General features: G+C 34.8%; 19 protein-coding genes and 1 pseudogene. 9 read left to right on the top strand and 11 right to left on the bottom strand.

Features of this window, described 5'->3' with window-relative positions; all coding sequences use genetic code 11:
• Positions 1–496: 496 nt before the first annotated feature.
• A complete protein-coding gene (locus AC4PRO_RS08790; RefSeq protein ID WP_492117081.1) occupies positions 497–1,765 on the top strand; it encodes an MFS transporter in 1,269 nt (422 codons plus the stop codon).
• A gap of 14 nt (positions 1,766–1,779) precedes the next feature.
• Here AC4PRO_RS08790 and AC4PRO_RS08795 read toward each other — a convergent pair whose 3' ends face one another.
• Entirely contained in the window at positions 1,780–3,873 is a 2,094-nt protein-coding gene (locus AC4PRO_RS08795) for a T9SS type B sorting domain-containing protein (protein WP_492117082.1), read from the bottom strand.
• A gap of 196 nt (positions 3,874–4,069) precedes the next feature.
• On the opposite strand from AC4PRO_RS08795, the gene AC4PRO_RS08800 reads away from it, so the two are divergent.
• The 4 genes from AC4PRO_RS08800 to AC4PRO_RS08815 all read left to right on the top strand — a co-directional run bounded on the left by AC4PRO_RS08800 (position 4,070) and on the right by AC4PRO_RS08815 (position 10,003).
• Positions 4,070–6,343 (top strand): B12-binding domain-containing radical SAM protein, encoded by a 2,274-nt coding sequence (locus AC4PRO_RS08800; RefSeq protein ID WP_492117083.1) that lies wholly within the window; start codon positions 4,070–4,072, stop codon positions 6,341–6,343.
• A 181-nt stretch (positions 6,344–6,524) separates the two neighbouring features.
• Positions 6,525–7,010, top strand: a complete 486-nt coding sequence (locus AC4PRO_RS08805; protein WP_074723881.1) for an acyl-CoA carboxylase biotin carboxyl carrier protein subunit — start codon at positions 6,525–6,527, stop codon at positions 7,008–7,010.
• Between the two features lie 4 nt (positions 7,011–7,014).
• Entirely contained in the window at positions 7,015–8,457 is a 1,443-nt protein-coding gene (gene accC / locus AC4PRO_RS08810) for an acetyl-CoA carboxylase biotin carboxylase subunit (protein ID WP_492117084.1), read from the top strand.
• A 4-nt stretch (positions 8,458–8,461) separates the two neighbouring features.
• Positions 8,462–10,003 carry an acyl-CoA carboxylase subunit beta gene (locus AC4PRO_RS08815; RefSeq protein ID WP_492117085.1) on the top strand — a complete coding sequence of 514 codons (1,542 nt, stop codon included), beginning with the start codon at positions 8,462–8,464 and terminating at the stop codon, positions 10,001–10,003.
• 136 nt (positions 10,004–10,139) lie between these two features.
• Here the strand turns inward: AC4PRO_RS08815 and AC4PRO_RS08820 are convergent, their stop codons facing one another.
• The gene (locus AC4PRO_RS08820) at positions 10,140–10,574 is read right to left on the bottom strand and encodes a DUF4268 domain-containing protein (protein WP_492117086.1); all 435 of its coding nucleotides are present in this window, start codon (positions 10,572–10,574) and stop codon (positions 10,140–10,142) included.
• A gap of 84 nt (positions 10,575–10,658) precedes the next feature.
• Between AC4PRO_RS08820 and AC4PRO_RS08825 the strand changes: the two genes are divergently transcribed.
• Both AC4PRO_RS08825 and AC4PRO_RS08830 read left to right on the top strand, forming a co-directional pair.
• On the top strand, positions 10,659–11,309 hold the full coding sequence (locus AC4PRO_RS08825; protein WP_074723878.1) for an NUDIX hydrolase: 651 nt from the start codon (positions 10,659–10,661) through the stop codon (positions 11,307–11,309).
• Between the two features lie 121 nt (positions 11,310–11,430).
• On the top strand, positions 11,431–12,240 hold the full coding sequence (locus AC4PRO_RS08830) for a lysophospholipid acyltransferase family protein (protein ID WP_492117087.1): 810 nt from the start codon (positions 11,431–11,433) through the stop codon (positions 12,238–12,240).
• A gap of 92 nt (positions 12,241–12,332) precedes the next feature.
• On the opposite strand, the gene AC4PRO_RS08835 is transcribed toward AC4PRO_RS08830, so the two are convergent.
• Entirely contained in the window at positions 12,333–12,965 is a 633-nt protein-coding gene (locus AC4PRO_RS08835; protein WP_492117088.1) for a DUF8845 family protein, read from the bottom strand.
• A 5-nt stretch (positions 12,966–12,970) separates the two neighbouring features.
• A complete protein-coding gene (locus AC4PRO_RS08840) occupies positions 12,971–13,465 on the bottom strand; it encodes an RNA polymerase sigma factor (protein WP_074723875.1) in 495 nt (164 codons plus the stop codon).
• 253 nt (positions 13,466–13,718) lie between these two features.
• Here AC4PRO_RS08840 and AC4PRO_RS08845 point away from each other — a divergent pair, with 253 nt between their 5' ends.
• Positions 13,719–15,023: an NAD(P)/FAD-dependent oxidoreductase gene (locus tag AC4PRO_RS08845; protein ID WP_492117089.1), complete on the top strand. Its 1,305-nt coding sequence runs from the start codon at positions 13,719–13,721 to the stop codon at positions 15,021–15,023.
• A gap of 34 nt (positions 15,024–15,057) precedes the next feature.
• Here the strand turns inward: AC4PRO_RS08845 and AC4PRO_RS08850 are convergent, their stop codons facing one another.
• Entirely contained in the window at positions 15,058–16,119 is a 1,062-nt protein-coding gene (locus AC4PRO_RS08850) for a DUF3810 domain-containing protein (protein ID WP_492117090.1), read from the bottom strand.
• A gap of 738 nt (positions 16,120–16,857) precedes the next feature.
• Between AC4PRO_RS08850 and AC4PRO_RS08855 the strand changes: the two are divergent.
• Positions 16,858–17,190, top strand: a pseudogene (locus AC4PRO_RS08855) (transposase); the annotation flags it as partial.
• A gap of 280 nt (positions 17,191–17,470) precedes the next feature.
• Here the strand turns inward: AC4PRO_RS08855 and AC4PRO_RS08860 are convergent.
• The 6 genes from AC4PRO_RS08860 to AC4PRO_RS08885 form a co-directional block, all read right to left on the bottom strand.
• Entirely contained in the window at positions 17,471–17,770 is a 300-nt protein-coding gene (locus tag AC4PRO_RS08860; protein ID WP_492117091.1) for a type II toxin-antitoxin system RelE/ParE family toxin, read from the bottom strand.
• Positions 17,763–18,011 carry a type II toxin-antitoxin system ParD family antitoxin gene (locus tag AC4PRO_RS08865; protein WP_492117092.1) on the bottom strand — a complete coding sequence of 83 codons (249 nt, stop codon included), beginning with the start codon at positions 18,009–18,011 and terminating at the stop codon, positions 17,763–17,765. Before AC4PRO_RS08865 ends, AC4PRO_RS08860 begins: the two co-directional genes overlap by 8 nt.
• A 473-nt stretch (positions 18,012–18,484) precedes the next feature.
• A complete protein-coding gene (locus AC4PRO_RS08870) occupies positions 18,485–18,700 on the bottom strand; it encodes a hypothetical protein (RefSeq protein WP_492117093.1) in 216 nt (71 codons plus the stop codon).
• Position 18,701: 1 nt separating this feature from the next.
• The gene (locus tag AC4PRO_RS08875; protein ID WP_492117098.1) at positions 18,702–18,830 is read right to left on the bottom strand and encodes a hypothetical protein; all 129 of its coding nucleotides are present in this window, start codon (positions 18,828–18,830) and stop codon (positions 18,702–18,704) included.
• The gene (locus AC4PRO_RS08880; protein WP_492117094.1) at positions 18,827–19,234 is read right to left on the bottom strand and encodes a hypothetical protein; all 408 of its coding nucleotides are present in this window, start codon (positions 19,232–19,234) and stop codon (positions 18,827–18,829) included. The genes AC4PRO_RS08875 and AC4PRO_RS08880 overlap by 4 nt, the downstream gene beginning before the upstream one ends.
• Positions 19,186–19,569, bottom strand: a complete 384-nt coding sequence (locus AC4PRO_RS08885) for a helix-turn-helix domain-containing protein (RefSeq protein ID WP_492117095.1) — start codon at positions 19,567–19,569, stop codon at positions 19,186–19,188. Before AC4PRO_RS08885 ends, AC4PRO_RS08880 begins: the two co-directional genes overlap by 49 nt.
• Positions 19,570–19,713: the final 144 nt, after the last annotated feature.

Raw genomic sequence — 19,713 nt, forward strand, 5'->3', positions numbered from 1 at the left:
AGTTTAATATAGAAAAACAAGCAAAAGGTTTAAAATTATCTTAATTATGAGTTTTTGCTATTTTAAGATGGCTTTAAATATTTTAAAAATAATTTTTAGTAGCAAAAGTTATTAATTATTTTATCCCGGAGAGAATTAATTTTTGCTCGAAAGAGTATTGACTTGAGAATCGTGAGTTAAATGTTTGATAACATGAAATGTGCAAAATTCATTACGAAACGTGTTTTATAAATCATCTTTGTTTTCGAATAAAAGGATTCCTTTATTAGTGATCCTTTTAGCAAGCTGAATGGTCATGTTAGACTAGTGTCTAAAGTAATTAAAGTTTGCCGTTAAGTTAGTTCAAGACGATTTAGCAATTGAACTCATTTAAGATTTTAGTATGTCTAAATATTTAGGCACTATTGTACTAGAATTTTAACGTGTATTTACATCTTATTATATTTGTTACTTTCGAAAAATAGCCTCAATTTTATCCAAATATTTTAAAATACAAATGAAAGATAATACAAATTCATTAAAACATGTTCTTTTTGGTAGTTTAATTGGAACAACAATTGAGTTTTTTGATTTTTATATATACGCCAATGCAGCGGTTTTGGTATTTCCTCAATTATTTTTCCCGTCTTCAGATAGTACCAATTCCGTTTTGTTATCCTTAGCTACTTTTTCAATAGCCTTTTTGTCAAGGCCATTAGGCTCTGCGGTATTTGGTCATTATGGTGATAAGGTGGGACGTAAAACGACCTTGGTAATTGCTTTGTTGACCATGGGGATTTCAACGGTGAGTATTGGTTTTTTACCTAGTTATGCGAGTATTGGAATCGCAGCGCCTTTATTATTAATGCTATGTCGCTTTGGTCAAGGTGTTGGTTTAGGAGGCGAATGGGGTGGGGCTGTATTATTAGCAATCGAAAATGCTCCGCCTAATAAACGCGCATGGTATGGTATGTTTCCGCAATTAGGCGCGCCAATAGGTTTGTTGCTTTCTGGTGGAACTTTCTTGATTTTAACGGACACGATGAGTTCCCAAGATTTTCTTGATTATGGATGGAGAATTCCTTTTATAGCGAGTTCTCTTTTAGTATTACTTGGATTTTATATCCGATTAAAAATTACTGAAACTCCCGCTTTTGAAAATGCAAAAAAGGAAAAAGAAGAAGTGAAGATTCCGTTTTTCACTTTAATAAAATTTTATAAAAATCAATTGATTTTTGGCACATTTGCTGCCATTACTACGTTTTTAGTATTTTATCTGATGACAGTGTTTACCCTTAGCTGGGCTACTTCAGATTTGGGCTATTCCAAAAGAGATTTTCTTTTAATGCAGTTATTTTCTGTATTGTTTTTTGCACTTTTTATTCCAGTTTCGGCTTTAATTGCTGATCGTATTGGGCGCAGAAAAATGCTTATTTACACTACGATTGCCATTGCTCTTTTTGGTTTCGTTTTTTCTTTCTTTCTAAACTCAGGAAACCCTCTTCTTGTAACTTTCTTTTTATGTGTTGGAATGGCCTTGATGGGATTTACTTATGGTCCATTAGGGACTTTCTTATCTGAATTATTCCCTACAAATGTTCGTTATTCAGGGACTTCGTTAGCTTTTAATATGGCTGGTATTATTGGAGCTGCATTTGCACCTATGATTGCCATATGGCTGGCAACGCATTATAGTTTAACTTATGTTGGGTTTTATTTAAGTGCTGCAGCTTGTATCTCTTTATTTTCATTGTTAATGATTAGTAAGGAGGAGCATAAGTTTTAATGATAGATAATGGACTATCGCTTCAAACTAAAATGACCTCGATATTCTTTTCCATTCGATCTTGTTGCAACAAACCAATAGTCTGTTGCCGGAAGTTCGTGTCCATTGAAAGTTCCGTCCCAAGAGTTGTTCTGGGTTAATTCTTTTAGGAATTTACCGTATCGGTCAAATATTTTTATAATTAGCGTTGTCTCTAAGTCTGAAAATTTTATTTTCCAGCTGTCATTAAAGCCATCGCCATTTGGCGTAAAGAACTTTGAGTATGCTAATGAGGTATCATTATTTAGTATTAAATCACAATCTGCAGCTGCAGAAACTCGGGTGTTTATTAAAACTCGATTGCTTTCACAATCAGCTATAGTTTGTGAAGCGTAATAATTACCTCCATTTTTTAATACTGTGGTTTCAGGAATTTGTAATCCTGTTATCAGAGAATCGTACCATTTTATGTTTTGGCCGTTTATAATTATATTGTTTAAAGATGCATTTTCGGTAATGCAAAATGATTGCGGTGAAGTTGCTACTGGTTCTGATAGACTATTGATTACAACAATAGTAGATTTTGTATCGTCACATCCGCCAGGTCCTGTTATAGTGCATGTATATTGACCACCTTGCAATAGAGCTGCATTAAGAATGAATGGGTTTTGTTCAGTGGATAAAAAGCCATTTGGACCCGTCCAAGAATAGTTTGTTCCACCATTAGCAGAGAGTTGTATGGTTTTACCTTCACAAATTGGAGAATTACTACTTGCGGATAAACTTTGAGAACATAGCTTAAGCTTAACTACCCATAAATCCTGCAACCCACTTTTATTTTCACTTTTGTCTCCTGATTTATCAGATTGAGACCATCCCAATGTTACATATCCTCCATCTTTTGCTTGGACAATAGATTGAGGCTGGTCAAGATGATCACCCCCTATCGTTTTATCCCATTCAAACTTACCCGTTTGATCAAGCTTTACTAGCCAGTAATCACGATCACCAATTGAACTTTCTGTTTTGAATCCGGAAATTCCAGAATAGGACATGACTCCAAGTATGAAACCGTTATCAGAGGTTAAACGAATATCAGCTAGATTTTCAGTTTCACTAGCACCAATATCTTTTTGCCATACTATTTGCCCCAAGCCGTTTATTTTTAAAAGCCAAACGTCATTTGAGTTATTTACTGTTTTTTCCGTTTTGTCTCCGGAAATATTTGAAAAAGAGTCTCCTCCTAAAATATAATTGCCATCGGAGGTAGCTATTATAGATTTTAAATAATCACCATTATTCCCTCCATAAGTTTTTTGCCATATGATTGAGCCTAGAGAATTAATTTTTATGATCCAGTAATCGCCTCCGCCTCTTGAACTATCAGTTTTATCCCCTGAAATACCTGAATGGGATGACCCAGCTAAGATGTAACCACCATCGGTAGTTTGTATAATTGATTGTACCCAATCAGAATTACTGCCGCCAAATGTTTTTTGCCACATTATATTCCCAGATATGTCTGTCTTTATAATCCACATGTCAAGCATACCTTGTGAGTTTTTGTTTTTTTCTCCTGATATATTTGAATCAGACGAGCCTCCCATTAAGTATCCTCCATCATTAGTTTCTATTATTGTAGTTAATCGGTCAACACCTGTTCCTCCATAAGTTTTATCCCAAAGAATATTTCTATCGGCGTCAAGTTTTACCACCCAATAATCATCACGGCCTCTAGAATTTTGTGATTTCTCTCCTGATATATTCGAAGAACTGTATCCACCTAGTATATATCCACCATCTTTAGTTTCCTTTCCAGAAGTTAAATGATCAAAATTACTGCCACCAATCGTTTTTTGCCATATTATATTACCTGAAATGTCACCAATTTTTACTAACCAATAATCTCCTTCACCTCTTGAATTCTCATTTTTATCATCAGAGATATTTGAATAGGAATAACCTCCCAAAATATAATTTCCATCTTTTGATAATTCTATAAAATCACTCCAGTCATTATTATTTCCTCCAATTGTATTTTCCCACTCTATAGATTGAGAGTAGGTCTTTATATTGAGAGCGAATATAATTATTAAAGCTAATATACCGAGTTTGTAGTTTTTAAACATAGATTTTTAAACGTGTTGAAAGCAAAATATTATTTTGAAGTGTAGATTGTAAATATAGATAAATATGTAGAAACCCAAATAGTTTTTTAGTATGACACACTTTTTTAAAATTAATACAACCACAATAAATTTGTCTTTTAATCTTTTGGTGGAAAGAACACAAATAACCCTTATTTTTGCACAAAACAATTTCCTTTTGAAAACAAAACTCTTTCTCATTACGCCTCCTTTTACCCAATTGAATACACCGTACCCAGCAACTGCCTATATAAAAGGGTTTCTGAATACTAAAAACATTGATTCTGTTCAGGCGGATTTAGGGATTGAAGTAATTTTGAAATTGTTTTCTAAAGTAGGATTATCAGATTTATTTAAAATTGCAACTATAGACAATGCTATTTCAGATAATTCCAAACGAATTTTTGCCTTGCAAGAGGAATATATCAAAACGATTGATGCGGTAATCCGTTTTCTACAAGGGAAAAATCCAACTTTGGCACTCCAAATCTGTCAAGAAGATTATCTGCCCGAAGCTTCTCGTTTTGCGCAACTGGAAGAACTCGATTGGGCTTTCGGTACGATGGGAACGCAGGACAAAGGCAAGCATTTGGCGACCTTATATCTTGAAGATATATCCGATTTTATTGTGGAATGCGTGGATGATAATTTTGGCTTCAGCCGTTATGCAGAGCGTTTAGGGCGAAGTGCTAATTCTTTTGACGAATTGTACGAAGCTTTACGGCAAGAACCAACTTATATCGACCAACTTTTATTATCCATTTTAAAAGAGAGAATTGAAGCGATTCAGCCTACTTTATTCTTGATTTCTGTTCCCTTTCCGGGGAATTTATACAGTGCTTTTAGATCAGCGCAATGGATCAAAAACCATCATCCTGAAATTAAAATTACCATGGGAGGCGGCTTCCCTAACACCGAATTGCGTTCCCTTTCGGACGAACGCGTTTTTGAGTTTTTCGATTTTATTACTTTAGACGATGGCGAAGTACCTGTTGAGGAATTGATCAATAATATCGAAAACCCAGCTCACAACTCTTTCAAAAGAACATTTCTTCTAGAAGACGGGAAAGTTATTTATAAAAATAATTCCCTAAAATCAGATTACAAGCAAGCGCAAGTAGGTACGCCAGATTATTCTGATTTGCCTTTGGATAAATACATTTCGGTTATCGAAATCGTAAATCCCATGCACCGCATGTGGAGCGACGGACGCTGGAATAAACTCACCATGGCGCACGGATGCTATTGGGGGAAATGTACTTTTTGCGATATTTCATTGGATTACATCAAAATTTACGAACCAGTTGCGGCTAGTTTGCTTTGCGATCGCATGGAGCAAATGATGGAGCAAACTGGTGAAAATGGATTTCATTATGTGGATGAAGCAGCACCTCCAGCATTGATGCGGGCATTAGCACTCGAAATACTTCGAAGAAAATTATCAGTGACTTGGTGGACTAATATTCGATTCGAAAAAAGTTTTTCCAGAGATTTGTGCTTATTACTAAAAGCTTCCGGCTGTATCGCGGTATCTGGTGGTCTCGAAGTAGCCTCCGATCGTTTGTTGAAATTGATAGACAAGGGAGTAACGGTGGAGCAAGTAGCCAAAGTGACCCGCAATTTTACCGAAGCAGGGATTATGGTGCATTCTTATTTGATGTACGGCTATCCAACGCAAACGGTTCAAGAAACAGTAGACAGTCTGGAAATGGTGCGCCAATTATTTGAAGCAGGTGTTCTGCAGTCTGGATTTTGGCATCAGTTTGCTATGACGGCGCACAGTCCTGTTGGGATGTATCCAGAGAAATTTGGCGTTGTCAAAGAAACGGAAGTCATTGGGACTTTTGCCAATAATGATATTAACTATATTGACTCGACAGGAATCGACCATGACAAGTTTAGTTTTGGACTCAAAAAATCATTGTTCAATTTCATGCACGGAATCTGTTTCGACTATGAGTTGCAAGATTGGTTTGAATTTAAAATTCCGAAGACTAAAATCCCGGAAGACTACATTTTTAATGCTTTAGAAGTAGCGGAAGATTTTAAAATTAAATCCACAGCCAAAATTGTTTGGTTGGGAGGGAAGCCTTCTGTTGATCATTTTACCAAATCAAAAAAAGGGAATACTTGGGAAACACCCAAAAAAAAATATTCTTCCGATAAAATAAAAAAGGGTGTTCCTGAAGACCTTGGGCAAAAAACTATGCTGACTAAAGAAATGATGACACTGACTTTTCACGATAAAAAAGAAAGTTTTAGCATACAGACGAATAAGCAAGAAGGAGAATGGCTTGTGGAAATGTTGTTGAAAATTACTGTTTCAAACGCTAAAACCTATTCATTTCAGGAAGTTAAAGCTGATTTTGAAACTAAGCTAGAGGACTTTGAATTGTTTTGGTACTCAAAACCAATTAATACTTTAAGGGAGTTTGGGTTGTTGGTTCTTTAGTAGCTATACTAACTTTTTTCATAAAAGAGTTTTTTATATAATTCTAAAGATTAAAGGAATGAGTTAAATTTATATTTTTTAAATATAGTTGCGCAACTATATCATTTTAGCATAAATCTCTCTTTTTATCTTACGAAAACGTTTTCTTTTACCTATTTTTACGACCATAAAAATTGCATTAATGAGTGATAGCTATAAAGTAAAAGTAAATGATTCTTTTCAATTTGATTTTGATAAGGAACAAATTTCGCGGCTTGACGCTGTAAATATGGATGCTAAAACATTCCATGTATTACAAGAAAGCAAGCCCTACAAAGCGGAGATTATCTCGGCTGATTTCAATCATAAAACCTATACCGTCAAAGTAAATAACAATAGTTATACTGTTGCTATTTCTAATGATTTAGATCAGCTTATCCATGAATTGGGATTTGAGGTAGGATTGACTAAACAGGTCAATGCAATCAAAGCACCTATGCCGGGATTGATCTTGGAAATTAGTGTGGTAGTAGGACAAACGGTAAAAGAAAATGACAGTCTGTTAATTCTAGAAGCTATGAAAATGGAAAACAGTTTTCTTTCTCCACGCGACGGAATTATCAAATCGATATCGGTAGGATTGGGAGATGCTGTGGATAAAGGGCAGTTATTAATTGAATTTGAATAAGCGTATGAAAAAGATATTAGTTGCCAATAGGGGAGAAATTGCCATTAGAGTAATGAAGACCGCCCAGAAAATGGGTATTAAAACAGTGGCTGTTTATTCAACAGTCGATAGAAATGCACCACATGTCAAATTTGCTGATGAAGCCGTTTGGATTGGGGAATCACCTTCAAACCAGTCTTATTTATTAGGAGATAAAATTATTGAAGTAGCCAAATCATTGGGCGTGGATGCTATTCACCCTGGATATGGGTTTTTGAGTGAAAATGCCGATTTTGCTGAAAAAGCAGAAAAAAATAATATCATTTTTATTGGGCCAAAATCGAAAGCCATACATATAATGGGAAGTAAGTTGGCTGCGAAAGAAGCAGTTAAAGCTTATAATATTCCAATGGTTCCTGGTTTAGACGAAGCGATTACCGATATTGAAAAAGCAAAAGTAGTTGCCCGAGAAATAGGTTTCCCTATTTTGATTAAAGCTTCTGCTGGTGGTGGTGGAAAAGGAATGCGCGTTGTCGAGAATGAGGAAGAGTTTGAATCCCAAATGAAAAGAGCGATCAGCGAGGCTATAAATGCTTTTGGTGATGGTTCTGTTTTTATAGAAAAATACGTTGCTTCTCCTCGTCATATTGAAATACAAATCATGGCCGATAGTCATGGGAATATTTTATATTTATTCGAAAGAGAATGTAGTATTCAGCGTCGCCATCAAAAAGTAGTCGAAGAAGCTCCTTCTTCAGTTTTAACACCTGAATTGCGCAAAGAAATGGGCGAAGCTGCCGTTATGGTGGCTAAATCTTGCGATTATTTAGGAGCAGGAACTGTGGAGTTTTTATTGGATGAAAACAATAATTTCTACTTCCTTGAAATGAATACGCGTTTGCAAGTGGAGCATCCAGTAACCGAGTTGATTACAGGTACTGATTTAGTTGAAATGCAAATAAAAGTGGCTCGTGGAGAGGCTTTAACGATTAAGCAGGAAGACTTAGTGATTAAAGGTCATGCATTAGAACTACGTGTCTATGCCGAAGATCCTATGAATGATTTTCTTCCAAGTGTTGGACATTTAGATGTTTACCAATTGCCTGTTGGCGAGGGAATTCGCGTTGATAACGGTTTTGAGCAAGGAATGGATATTCCCATCTATTATGACCCGATGCTGGCTAAGTTGATTACGTATGGCGAAACTCGTGAAGAGGCTATCCAACTTATGATCAAAGCAATTGATGGATATTTGGTCGAAGGAGTACAAACTACTTTGCCTTTCGGGAAATTTGTATGTGAACATGAAGCTTTCCGTTCTGGGAATTTTGACACTCATTTCGTGAAAAAATATTATAGCGCAGACTTGTTGAAAAACCAATTGGCACAAGAAGCGGAAATTGCCGCTATGATCGCTTTGAAACAATATTTTGAAGATCAAAAAATAGTACGATTACCAAATCAATAAATTTATGGAGTCTAAAATAAAAGAATTAAACGATAAAATTGCTCAAGCCCATTTGGGAGGAGGTAAAAATAGAATTGCAAAACAACACCAAAAGAAGAAACTAACAGCCAGAGAGCGTGTTAATTATTTGATGGATGAAGGTTCTTTTGAAGAAATTGGAATATTGGTAACACACCGTACCACTGATTTTGGGATGGAGAAAGAAAAATATTATGGAGACGGTGTAATTACCGGGTACGGAACCGTCAACGGAAGATTAGTCTATGTTTTTGCTCAGGATTTCACTGTTTTTGGTGGCGCGTTGTCTGAAACACATGCCGAAAAAATCTGTAAAGTGATGGATATGGCAGTCAAAATGGGAGCGCCTATGATCGGATTAAACGATTCAGGTGGTGCCCGTATTCAAGAAGGGGTTCGTTCTTTAGGTGGCTATGCCGATATTTTTTATAGAAACGTACAGGCAAGTGGAGTGATTCCGCAAATATCTGCTATCATGGGCCCCTGCGCCGGTGGAGCGGTATATTCTCCCGCTATGACTGATTTTACCATGATGGTAGAAGATACTAGTTATATGTTTGTGACTGGGCCTAGCGTAGTTAAAACGGTTACTAACGAAACCGTAACTTCTGAGGAACTGGGAGGAGCAAGTACGCATTCTACTAAGTCTGGTGTGGCACATTGTACTTCTGCAAATGATGTAGAATGTCTGGAAGATCTAAAAAAATTGTTGAGCTATTTACCGCAAAGTAATAAAGAGACGACTGCAAAGTTGCCTTATGAGCTAAACGATGAGGTACGCGAACAATTGGCAACGATTATTCCTGATAATCCAAACAAGCCGTATGACATGCATAACGTTATTGCTGGGATTATTGACGAAGATTCTTTCTTCGAAGTTCATAAAAATTATGCCGAGAATATTATTGTAGGCTTTGCCAGATTAGGCGGAAGAAGTATTGGTATTGTGGCCAATCAGCCGTTGTATTTAGCCGGAGTTTTGGATGTAAACAGTTCGATTAAAGCAGCACGATTTACCCGTTTTTGTGATTGTTTTAATATTCCTTTGTTAGTCTTGGTAGATGTACCAGGTTTCTTACCGGGAACAGATCAAGAGTGGCATGGAATTATTGTCCATGGAGCCAAATTACTTTATGCGTTAAGCGAAGCGACCGTGCCAAGAATTACGGTTATTACGCGTAAAGCTTATGGTGGTGCTTATGATGTTATGAACTCGAAACACATTGGTGCCGACATGAATTATGCGTGGCCAACCGCCGAAATTGCGGTAATGGGAGCAAAAGGAGCTTCAGAAATTATCTTTAAAAAAGAAATTAACGAAGCAGCAGATCCTGCAGCTAAATTATTAGAAAAAGAAGCAGAATATGCAAAGCTGTTCGCCAATCCATATACTGCAGCGCAAAGAGGCTTTGTGGATGAGGTTATTTTACCCCAAGATACACGCAGAAAATTGATTAAAGCATACAGTATGCTTGAAAATAAAGTTAGTGTTACTCCCAATAGAAAACACGGAAATATTCCGTTGTAGTTTTTTTAAATATATATCATAAAAGCGATTGTTGAATAGAGGAAATTCTATTTAACAATCGCTTTTTTACTCGTAAGAATATAGCATGAGTGCTGTCTTAAACACGAAAAAACCTAATGCAACCAGCTTTTTTAGACTATGTTATGTCTTTTATAAAATCATCATATTCTGAATAGAAAAGCTCTAAAGCAGCCATTTTCTCGTTATAAAAAGAAAATATTTCGTCCCAGTAGTTTCTATTACTAACACTTACTCCTAGTTTTTCAACCCAAATACGACTAATTGTTTTTCCGTTTTCAAGAACATAATCTCTTTCGAATACTAAATCGGCAATGAATTCTTCCGCTAATATGCTTTTTAAAGCTTCTAGTTTTTCAAAATAAGCAATTCGGGTATCATTATTTCGATGCTCAATATCAATTATAACTTGGGCTTTTTTATTATCTACATAAAATTTAAAAGAGAAGTCTTTAATTTTGGTGTCATATAATACCCATTTTCTTGGAAATTTTTCTGCGAATGTGACCCAGAACTCTCTCTTTAATTTTTGAGTTTCTTCTTTGCTATACATTTTGATTGTTTGATTATTAGAAAATTTGCGCACTTTAATTTTCTAGAGTATATTTACTTTAATATGCAAAAATAGACTTTGATTATGGATTTTCAACATTTTTTAGAATATGTTCCTCATTTCGCTCAAGCGAAACTCCCGGCAATGGAGGCGCATCTTAAAATGGCTCCATTTGAAAGAATGGAAAGCTTAAAAAATGCATTTAGTGAAAATAAAGTCCCAAGGATGGCGGCGGTTATGATGTTGTTTTACCCAAAGAATGGAATGACACATTTGGTTTTAATTGTTCGGAATTCTTATGAAGGCGTTCATTCGGGACAAATAGCATTCCCCGGCGGGAAATGGGAAACAGAAGATAAAGATTATTCTGAGACAGCGTTGCGGGAAACACATGAGGAGGTGGGAATACGGCCTAATCAGATGGAGATTATTAAGTTATTTACGCCTACCTACATTCCTCCAAGTAACTTTATGGTCTATCCTTTTTTTGGAATCTGTAAAGAAGAAGCTTGTTTTGTGCTTGATCCAACTGAAGTTTCTAGTATCATTGAATTGCCATTATCGGTCTTCCTGAGCGACAAAATAATTATTGAGGCAAAGCTAACGACTTCCTATGCCAAAAACATTAATGTTCCTGCCTTTGAGATCGAAGGACATGTGGTTTGGGGTGCTACGGCAATGATGCTTAGTGAGTTAAAAGATGTATTGAAATCAGTTTTGTATTCACAAAAATAAAATGATATACGGCGTGCAATCAAGGTTGTTATTTCAGTTCGTCATATATTGATAACATTAGAGTACAAAAATAAATTTCGTAAGTCTGTAAAGTAAATTTAGAAGATAAACATACAATTATATGGGGTTATTTAAGAGAAATCCTTTTGGTCACATCCTTTTCGTGAAGAGATGGTTGATTCGAATTTTCGGGGGGATTACCCATAGACGATATAGAGGTTTCAATGAATTACAGATTGAAGGTTCAGAGATTATTAGAAATTTACCAGACACTAACGTGCTGTTCATTTCGAATCATCAAACTTACTTTGCTGATGTAGTAGCCATGTTTCATGTATTTAACGCTAGTTTAAAAGGGAGAGAGAACAATATAAAAGATGTATTGTATTTGTGGAATCCTAAGTTAAATATTTATTATGTGGCAGCCAAAGAAACGATGCAAGCGGGTTTATTACCAAGGATAATGGCTTATGCAGGTGCAATTAGCGTAGAACGAACCTGGCGTGCAAAAGGCAAGGATGTTAGCGATAAAAAAGATGTAAATCCTAATGATACCGAAAATATTAAAATTGCACTTAAAGATGGTTGGGTGATTACATTTCCGCAAGGAACAACTAAATCATTCAAGCCAGTTCGTAAAGGGACGGCGCATATAATTAAAGAACACCGTCCTATAGTAGTTCCTATTGTTATCGATGGTTTCCGCCGTTCCTTTGACAAAAAAGGGTTGCGCATGAAAAAGAAAGGAATTCTGCAATCGTTCATCATCAAAGAACCGCTTGAAATTGACTATGACAATGATTCTATTGATGAAATCGTAGAGAAAGTAGAATTTGCAATCGAGCAACATTGTTCTTTTCTAAAGGTAATTCCAGTCGAAGAAATCGAAGAGCAGGAGAAATTAAATAAATTCAGAAAATGGGAATATTGATAGCTTAATAAATACCTTTTTTTATAAAAATACAAACCCAGCAATTACTTAAAATTGCTGGGTTTTTTATTTGAAAAAAATAAGTACCACTACTACAAGTCTATTTTCTTCAGTTCTTTATAATTGGCGTGTAATCTTCGCAGTAAAATACCATACAACAGTCTATAAAACAGCCAAAACAATCCAAACAGCACGATGGTAACTAAGGCTAATATTCCAACAGTGATTGCCATTATTTTGGGGTCACTTTCTATTTTTTCTCTTAAAACAATGGTTTCGGGATTGTAAAATAAGGCGATTATAAATCCTATAATTAAACTAAAAACAATCATTCCTAGATTGTACCAAACATAATATTGCACCGTTTTACGAGTTTTTAAAATGTCTTTCATCAATTGTTTTGTGGAAGATATTGTTGAAATTCGGAGGTAATTTTTATAAAATAAATAGATAAAAATCACGATTACCCCGTAACTTAAATAGGAGAATATCTTTATGTAGGAAACGAATTCCTTACTATTGATTTTATCAAGATAATCATCGGTATTGGTAATTAAGCTTAAACAAGTCCACAACAAAACCTCCAAAATACTTATTATTAAAATCCACTTCACAATGGATGATGATTTTTTGTGAATCATCTTATAAATTTCTTTTTCTGATATCTGCTCAAAAGAATCTTTGTTCTTTTGCCAGTCTTTTTTTAGTAAATCCAGCTCTTTCATATTCCTTAAGGATTTAGTATTTTTTTTAGTTTTCCTTTTATTCTGTTCATTTTCACCCTAGCATTCACCTCGCTAATCCCTAATGTTTCTGCTATTTCTCGGTAGTCCTTATCCTCAAGATACATAAAAACCAATGCTTTTTCAATATCGTTTAACTGATAAACGGCTTTGTACATAAGCTTAATTTGCTCCTCCTCCTCATAGTTATATTCGACGTCCTTAATAAAATGTTGTCTGCCTTCGTACTCAACGGTAGATAATGATCGTTTGTTTTTTCGGTACAACGTGATTGCTGTGTTCAGCGCTACGCGATAGGCCCATGTAGAAAATTTACTATCGCCTCTAAATTTTGGAAAAGCCTTCCATAATTGAATCGTAACTTCTTGAAATAAGTCTTTATGAGAATCTTCGCAATCAGTATATAACCGACAAATTTTGTGGATTATATTCTGATTCTCCTTCAATTGTGTAACAAAAGAATGTTCTAGATTTTCACTCATAATTCATTAGTGTACTGCATTTCTATTTTGTTACAAAGTAATTCATTTTTTAGGAGCAAAAAGCCTTATTTTAACATTTTCGCCTCGTCCCGCTGTACATTACAATCTCCCTGAAAACGGGAGGATTTCCATTTCCATCGGGGCTATTTCCAACGAATATTTTTCAAAAGCACATTTTCAATTGTTGTAAATTTCAACAACAAACCCTAAACTTTGTATATTTGATTTTTAAAAATAGAAATAAAAAATAATTATGAATATCCCTAATTCAACTTTACCTAGAATCGTAATTATTGGTGGTGGTTTTGCAGGAATAGCATTAGCCAAAGAACTAAAGAATCAAAAAGTACAAGTCGTTCTTTTAGATAAACACAATTACCATACTTTTCAACCACTATTGTATCAGGTGGCTACGGGTGGTCTTGAAGCAGGTTCTATTGCGTATCCAATTCGTAAAGTAATTCAGGAATATGATGATTGTTATTTCCGACTAACAAATGTGCAAGAAATAGATACTAAGAATAAAAAAATAATTGCCGAAATTGGAGAATTAAGCTATGATTATCTGGTTATGGCTACAGGATCAAAAACCAATTATTTTGGTAATAAAGACATTAAACGCTACAGTATGGCGATGAAAACCATACCGCAATCATTAAATATCCGAAGTCTTATTCTGGAGAACTTTGAGCAAGCAGTCTTAACGACTGATGTTATTGAACAGAATAGTTTAATCAATTTTGTACTAGTAGGAGGTGGGCCTACAGGAGTAGAACTAGCTGGCGCTCTTGCCGAAATGAAAAAAGCGATTCTACAAAAAGATTATCCCGATTTAGACATTGCAAAAATGGAAATTAACCTGATTCAAAGCGGGGATCGAATTCTTAACACCATGACCGAAAAGTCATCAAGAGCCGCCGAAAAATTCCTAGTTGATCTTGGCGTTAAGATTTGGAAAAATGTTCGTGTGACTAATTATGATGGTCGTACCATAACCACTAATTCTGATTTGACTTTTGATACTGCCACTTTAATCTGGACTGCCGGCGTTCAAGGAGCCGTAGTAGCTGGTCTCGATGCTAATTCTTTGGTGGAAAAAGTGGAGCGCATCCGTGTGAATGAGTTTAACCAGGTAAAAGGCTATGATGACATCTTTGCTGTAGGCGATATTGCTTCTATGGAAACAGAGGAGTTCCCACAAGGACATCCCATGATGGCCCAGCCTGCGTTACAGCAAGGAAAGCTGCTTGGGGAGAACCTGATCAAATTGATAGCTAAAAAACAAATGAAACCTTTTGAATATAATGATAAGGGATCGATGGCGACTATTGGGCGTAATAAAGCCGTAGTAGATTTACCTAATTACCATTTTAGTGGTGTTTTCGCTTGGTTTGTATGGATGTTTGTACATTTATTCTCCCTAATTGGATTTAAAAATAAAGCCGTAGTGTTCTTAAACTGGTTTTATAACTATATTCGTTTTGACCGGGAAGGCCGTTTGATTATCAGACCGTATAAAAAGAAAAGTTTTACTGCTTTTACCAGTGATGAGGTTTAGAAATAATTCCTAAATTTTTGATAATCAATACCGTTTATAATTGATTGTCTTTATAATAATTCACCATCAAATTCACGAACTTACTGTAACTCTCTATGCCGTCTTTTTGTTGATTCAATTTCAGGAATTGATCATAAAATAAGTAGAAACCGGTTTCAATAGGTGTTTTATATTTTTTTCTAAAATTGATGCTTTCCTGATAGTTTTTTAATATTCCGGGGTGAACCGTTTTTAGTAATTGGTCAAATGATTCGGGGTTGTTATATTCTAAAATTCCTAAACAATACCGCAAGGCATAACTGTAGCCTGAATATTTAACATACAAATTATCGTTTTTTACAGAAGCGAGGAAACCAATAAAATTGCATTCGGTTTCGTTGGCAAATCCCATTTGGTGTGCCATTTCATGATTGGTAGTCATGGGGAAACTATACATCGGGCCTAAATAGTTCACATTCGCCTCGTTAGTAAACGGATTTAGATATCCTCCAAATCCCATATAAGTTAAGGGCACACTAAACAATGATTTTTTATTGCTTAAATTTTGAAAACGAAAGTTTTGGTGTTGCTTGGATAAGTTATTGTAACCATTTAAATTCATTGTAAAAACCTGTTCTTGTGAATAAGGAAAAACTACTTTTAAGCTATCTGATTTTGTAAGTTGGATTTGGATCTGGTTGGTTTTTGTAATCAGCTTTTTAGTAAAGCCCAACAAATCAGCATCGGTGTATTCTCGTTTAATTTCCATTTTTTCAAATAATGGCTGGCGATAATAGTTCAGTGCCCACAGAATATGAAACAAAAAATAAAAAACGGAGAAAGCACTAAGCAGCTGCAAGCTATTGTCTTTCCAGTTTTGTTTCCATGATTTTCTTTTGTCCCAGAACCATTTCAAAACAAAGAAAATTAAAAGGATATAAAGACAATCTCCTACTGAAAAAGGCATGTTGCCTAATGCTGTTCTTGAAAATTGAGAGATGGAAAGATAGAGTCCATTACTGTAATAACGCTCCACACTTTCAGGAAAAAACGGAATAAGCTGCAGCAGAATTATTTGGATAATAAGGAAAAGAGGAAGTAAGTATTTTGATTTCACGAAGCAGAAATTTATTTGCGTGGCTGTTTTTTTTGTGAATGGTAAATATAGTAACTTTTTGTTTCGCAGTAAGACGTTAAGTTTTTTGTTTCGCAGAGAATCGCAAAGTAAACACAGAGCGGCACAAAGTTTTTTTACTATATAAGTTATATAAGTTTTATTTCGCGGCCATTCTTAGAGAGAGGTCAGCCATTCATAAAGTTTTTCCACACAGCGTGTCATTTTTCAGAATTTCGCGCATACAGTCCAAATATAGCAGCGCATCTACGTTTTGGGTGTAAAAAAACGACAAAAAAACTCCGTAAAATGAGTTATTGCGAGCTTCGATAGCTATCGGAACGCAGCAATCTTATGATCTAAATCAGTTTGTGTTTTAATTTATAATATTCTTTAATAATTTCTATAAAATTTTTCATTTCTACATAGGATAAATCACACTATCTAAATCCGATTATTGTTTGGGAAAGGATTTATAATTCACTGTATTGTGGTCGATAAGTACACTAAATCCTAGTTTATCATTAAACTCCGTTACAACTTATAATTCTCTTTTGTTATTGTTTTTTAGATTTCTAAAAAGGCAAAACATTAATTCATTTTAAAAGAAATATGATCAGAATTTTAACCCCGTTACTTACCAATAGTACGCCTTACCAATAAAAACACCACAGTTGTGGCAACTACCATCGCCCGAACTGCGGCAGACTCAAAGGCAAACAATGGATCGAGAACCGCACCAACGAGCTTTTGCGTCGGTTCGAAATGCATATTTTGCCCAAAAGTTTTACTAAAATAAGGCAGTACGGTTTTTTGCAAAACCACTGCAAGCGAGCTCGATTACAGAAAATCAGACAATGCATGAAACTCTCGCCGATGCCGAAAATCGTAAAAATTCCAGTAGCGATACGCATACTCGAAAAATATGACAAGAATATTTTTAAATGTCCGTGTTGCACTCAAGGTCGTTTGCAAATTGTAAATACGGTGCGGTATTTTAAAACTAAAACACAAGATGTAAATGAGATTCAGAGAATTGTAAATACAAAAAATAAGGCTTCGCCTTGTGCATAGGAGTTGCAAAAACAGCGAGTGACCCCAAGATATTTTAAAAATGATACTCCTCCATTTATGGGTAGGGAGAAGCGGTGTTCTAAAAGCACAAAAAAGCTTCAATTATTGCTTTTTGGTTGTCCAATAAACTGGTCAAAAGAAATTCAAAAGCTACTAAACCTCCTATAGATAAACTCAAAAAAAGGAGGCACTCAGTCAACACAAACTAAGCAAAAAAAGCCCCGAAAGTTATCAAATTCGGGGCTTTTTTCGCCTAGTTTGCTAGATGTTAACTGTAGTTTTATTCTTGAGTTCGATTTCTCAAGTCCATTCTTGAGTGCAAAATTCTTGTGACTTCAATTTTAGTTTCGCTTAATTTTCTATAAAATATTATATGTTGGCCAGATTTACAACCAAAAATATCTGGACTAATTTCATTATAATTCTTTCCAAAATTTTGGTTTTCAGCTATGTCTTGACAATTTTCAAGAAGTCCTTCGTAATATTTATCAGCTTGACTTTCTGACCAAACTTCATACGTATAATCCCAAATCTTCGTTAAGTCTTCTACAGCCTTATTTGTAAAAATATATTTAGCCATTTCTTTTTTTGACTTTTAAAGATTCAAGATGTTTTTTTGGATCAAAATTTTTAGCTATTCCACTTTCAATTCCTTCGTTTATTGCATTTTTTAAAGCAATAATTTTACTTTCCTCTTCTTCCAACAATCTTAAACCAGCGCGAATGACTTCACTTGCATTTTTGAATCTGCCTTCTGAAATCCTGTTATCAACAAAATTTTCAAAATAATTTCCTAAAGAAACCGATGTATTTCGTCCCATGACTTTAATATTTTTGTAAAGTTACCAAAATTTGGTAATATAAAAAAAATAATGTTCTCTTTTTTCGGTGTCTTGTCCTATCCTACGTTGACCTTTTTTTGTTAAAAATTAGGCTTAAAACTATAAATTGGGTTACCAATTTTTGGTTAGGTTTTTTAAGTTTTCTCATCAAAAAAAATGAAGATTAAAAGAAGTGGCATTTTGAAAATGCCATCTTCATTTTCTTTGACTATAATTTTGGCACTATTCGAGTTGCTCCTCAGCATTGCTCGTTTCCATCCTCACATAGAGTTATAATAGTACTAAATTGGCGATTAAACGGCAACTTTTTTTACTTTTTTATAGGATTTATTTTTTTGTTTATTATATTGTAAATGAACGTATTGTAGTGTTTTTAGATCGAGACTCCAATGAGTCCTTTCATTGTTGTAAATTTCTATAGCTTCTTTGGTTATAGCTTTAGCTATTTGAATTTATTTAAGGGTTCTTTTTAATCCAAATTCATATTTTAAGATTCTGTTAATTCGCTCTGCAATTGCATTTTCGTACGGGTCATATTTTTGGGTTGTACTTAATATAAAGCCTTTTCCTTCAGCAAATTCGCTATGATCTGTACAACAATATTGTATGCCTCTGTCGCTATGATGAATGATATTCTTATGGCTGAAAACACAATTTTTATGAGTCATTTTAAGGTTGTTTTTTACCATATTCTACTCTCATATTATCTTCTAATGCCCAGCCCATTACTTTTCTAGAATATATATCTGTAACCAAAGCTAAATAGGCGTGTCCTAAATCGGTTTTTATATAGGTTATATCGGCAACAAAAACTTGTTCAGCGTGTTTTTTGCTAGATTATATAGTAGGTTAGGAGATTTGTGATAGAAGTGCTTAGAGTCGGTTGTGATATGAAAACGTTTGGTTCTTTTAATGAATAATCCTCTCCATCTGAGCAAATCAAACAGGGCATCTCTTCCCCTTTTAATGTTATTTAGAACAAACTTTTCCTGTAAGTGGTCTAAGAGTTTTCTGGTTCCTGTACCAGGCATTCTTTCGCGTATTCCTAATACTAAATCAATTACGGTATTGTTTCTAATTTCTTTAATTTTATCGGTAGCAATTCGTTGATAATACCCTTGTTTGCTTAGCCCGAGTGATTCGTAAATCCATTTTAGTTTAAAAGCTTTTTCTTCTTTCTCTGAATTTCGTCGGCTAACCATTCGGGCAAGTATTTTTTTGAAAGTTCTTCCCCCGTAACAGATTCAAATTCAATGATTAGCTCTTGTTGAAAAGCTTTAACTCCTTCTAAATCTTTTATTTTGCTTTTTAGTTTACGAATTTCATCGTCTTTACTAATGCCTTTGTTGGTTTGTTCGTAATTGGTTAGTTTTTTCATCCAGTATTCGATTGTGCTTTTAGAAATATCGTATTTTTTAGAAGCGTAATTTAAAGAAATTTGTCCATTGTTGCTTTGTTGAATTACAAAAAGTTTGTATTCAAAACTTACTTGTTTGCCGTTTCTTCTTCGGACGGGCTGATTTTCGGGTGTTTCCATTGGTTACTAAAGGTGTTTAAATTTTAGTCAGCCTATTTCAGGATTTGTCAGTGTTAAAATATATTACAACGTCAGTCTGTGAAAAAACCTCCGTTTAATTCTATCAAATATAAACAAATAATCTAATTATTAGACAGAAAAGTT

The sequence above is a fragment of the Flavobacterium sp. DW-iso2 genome (assembly GCF_058725285.1).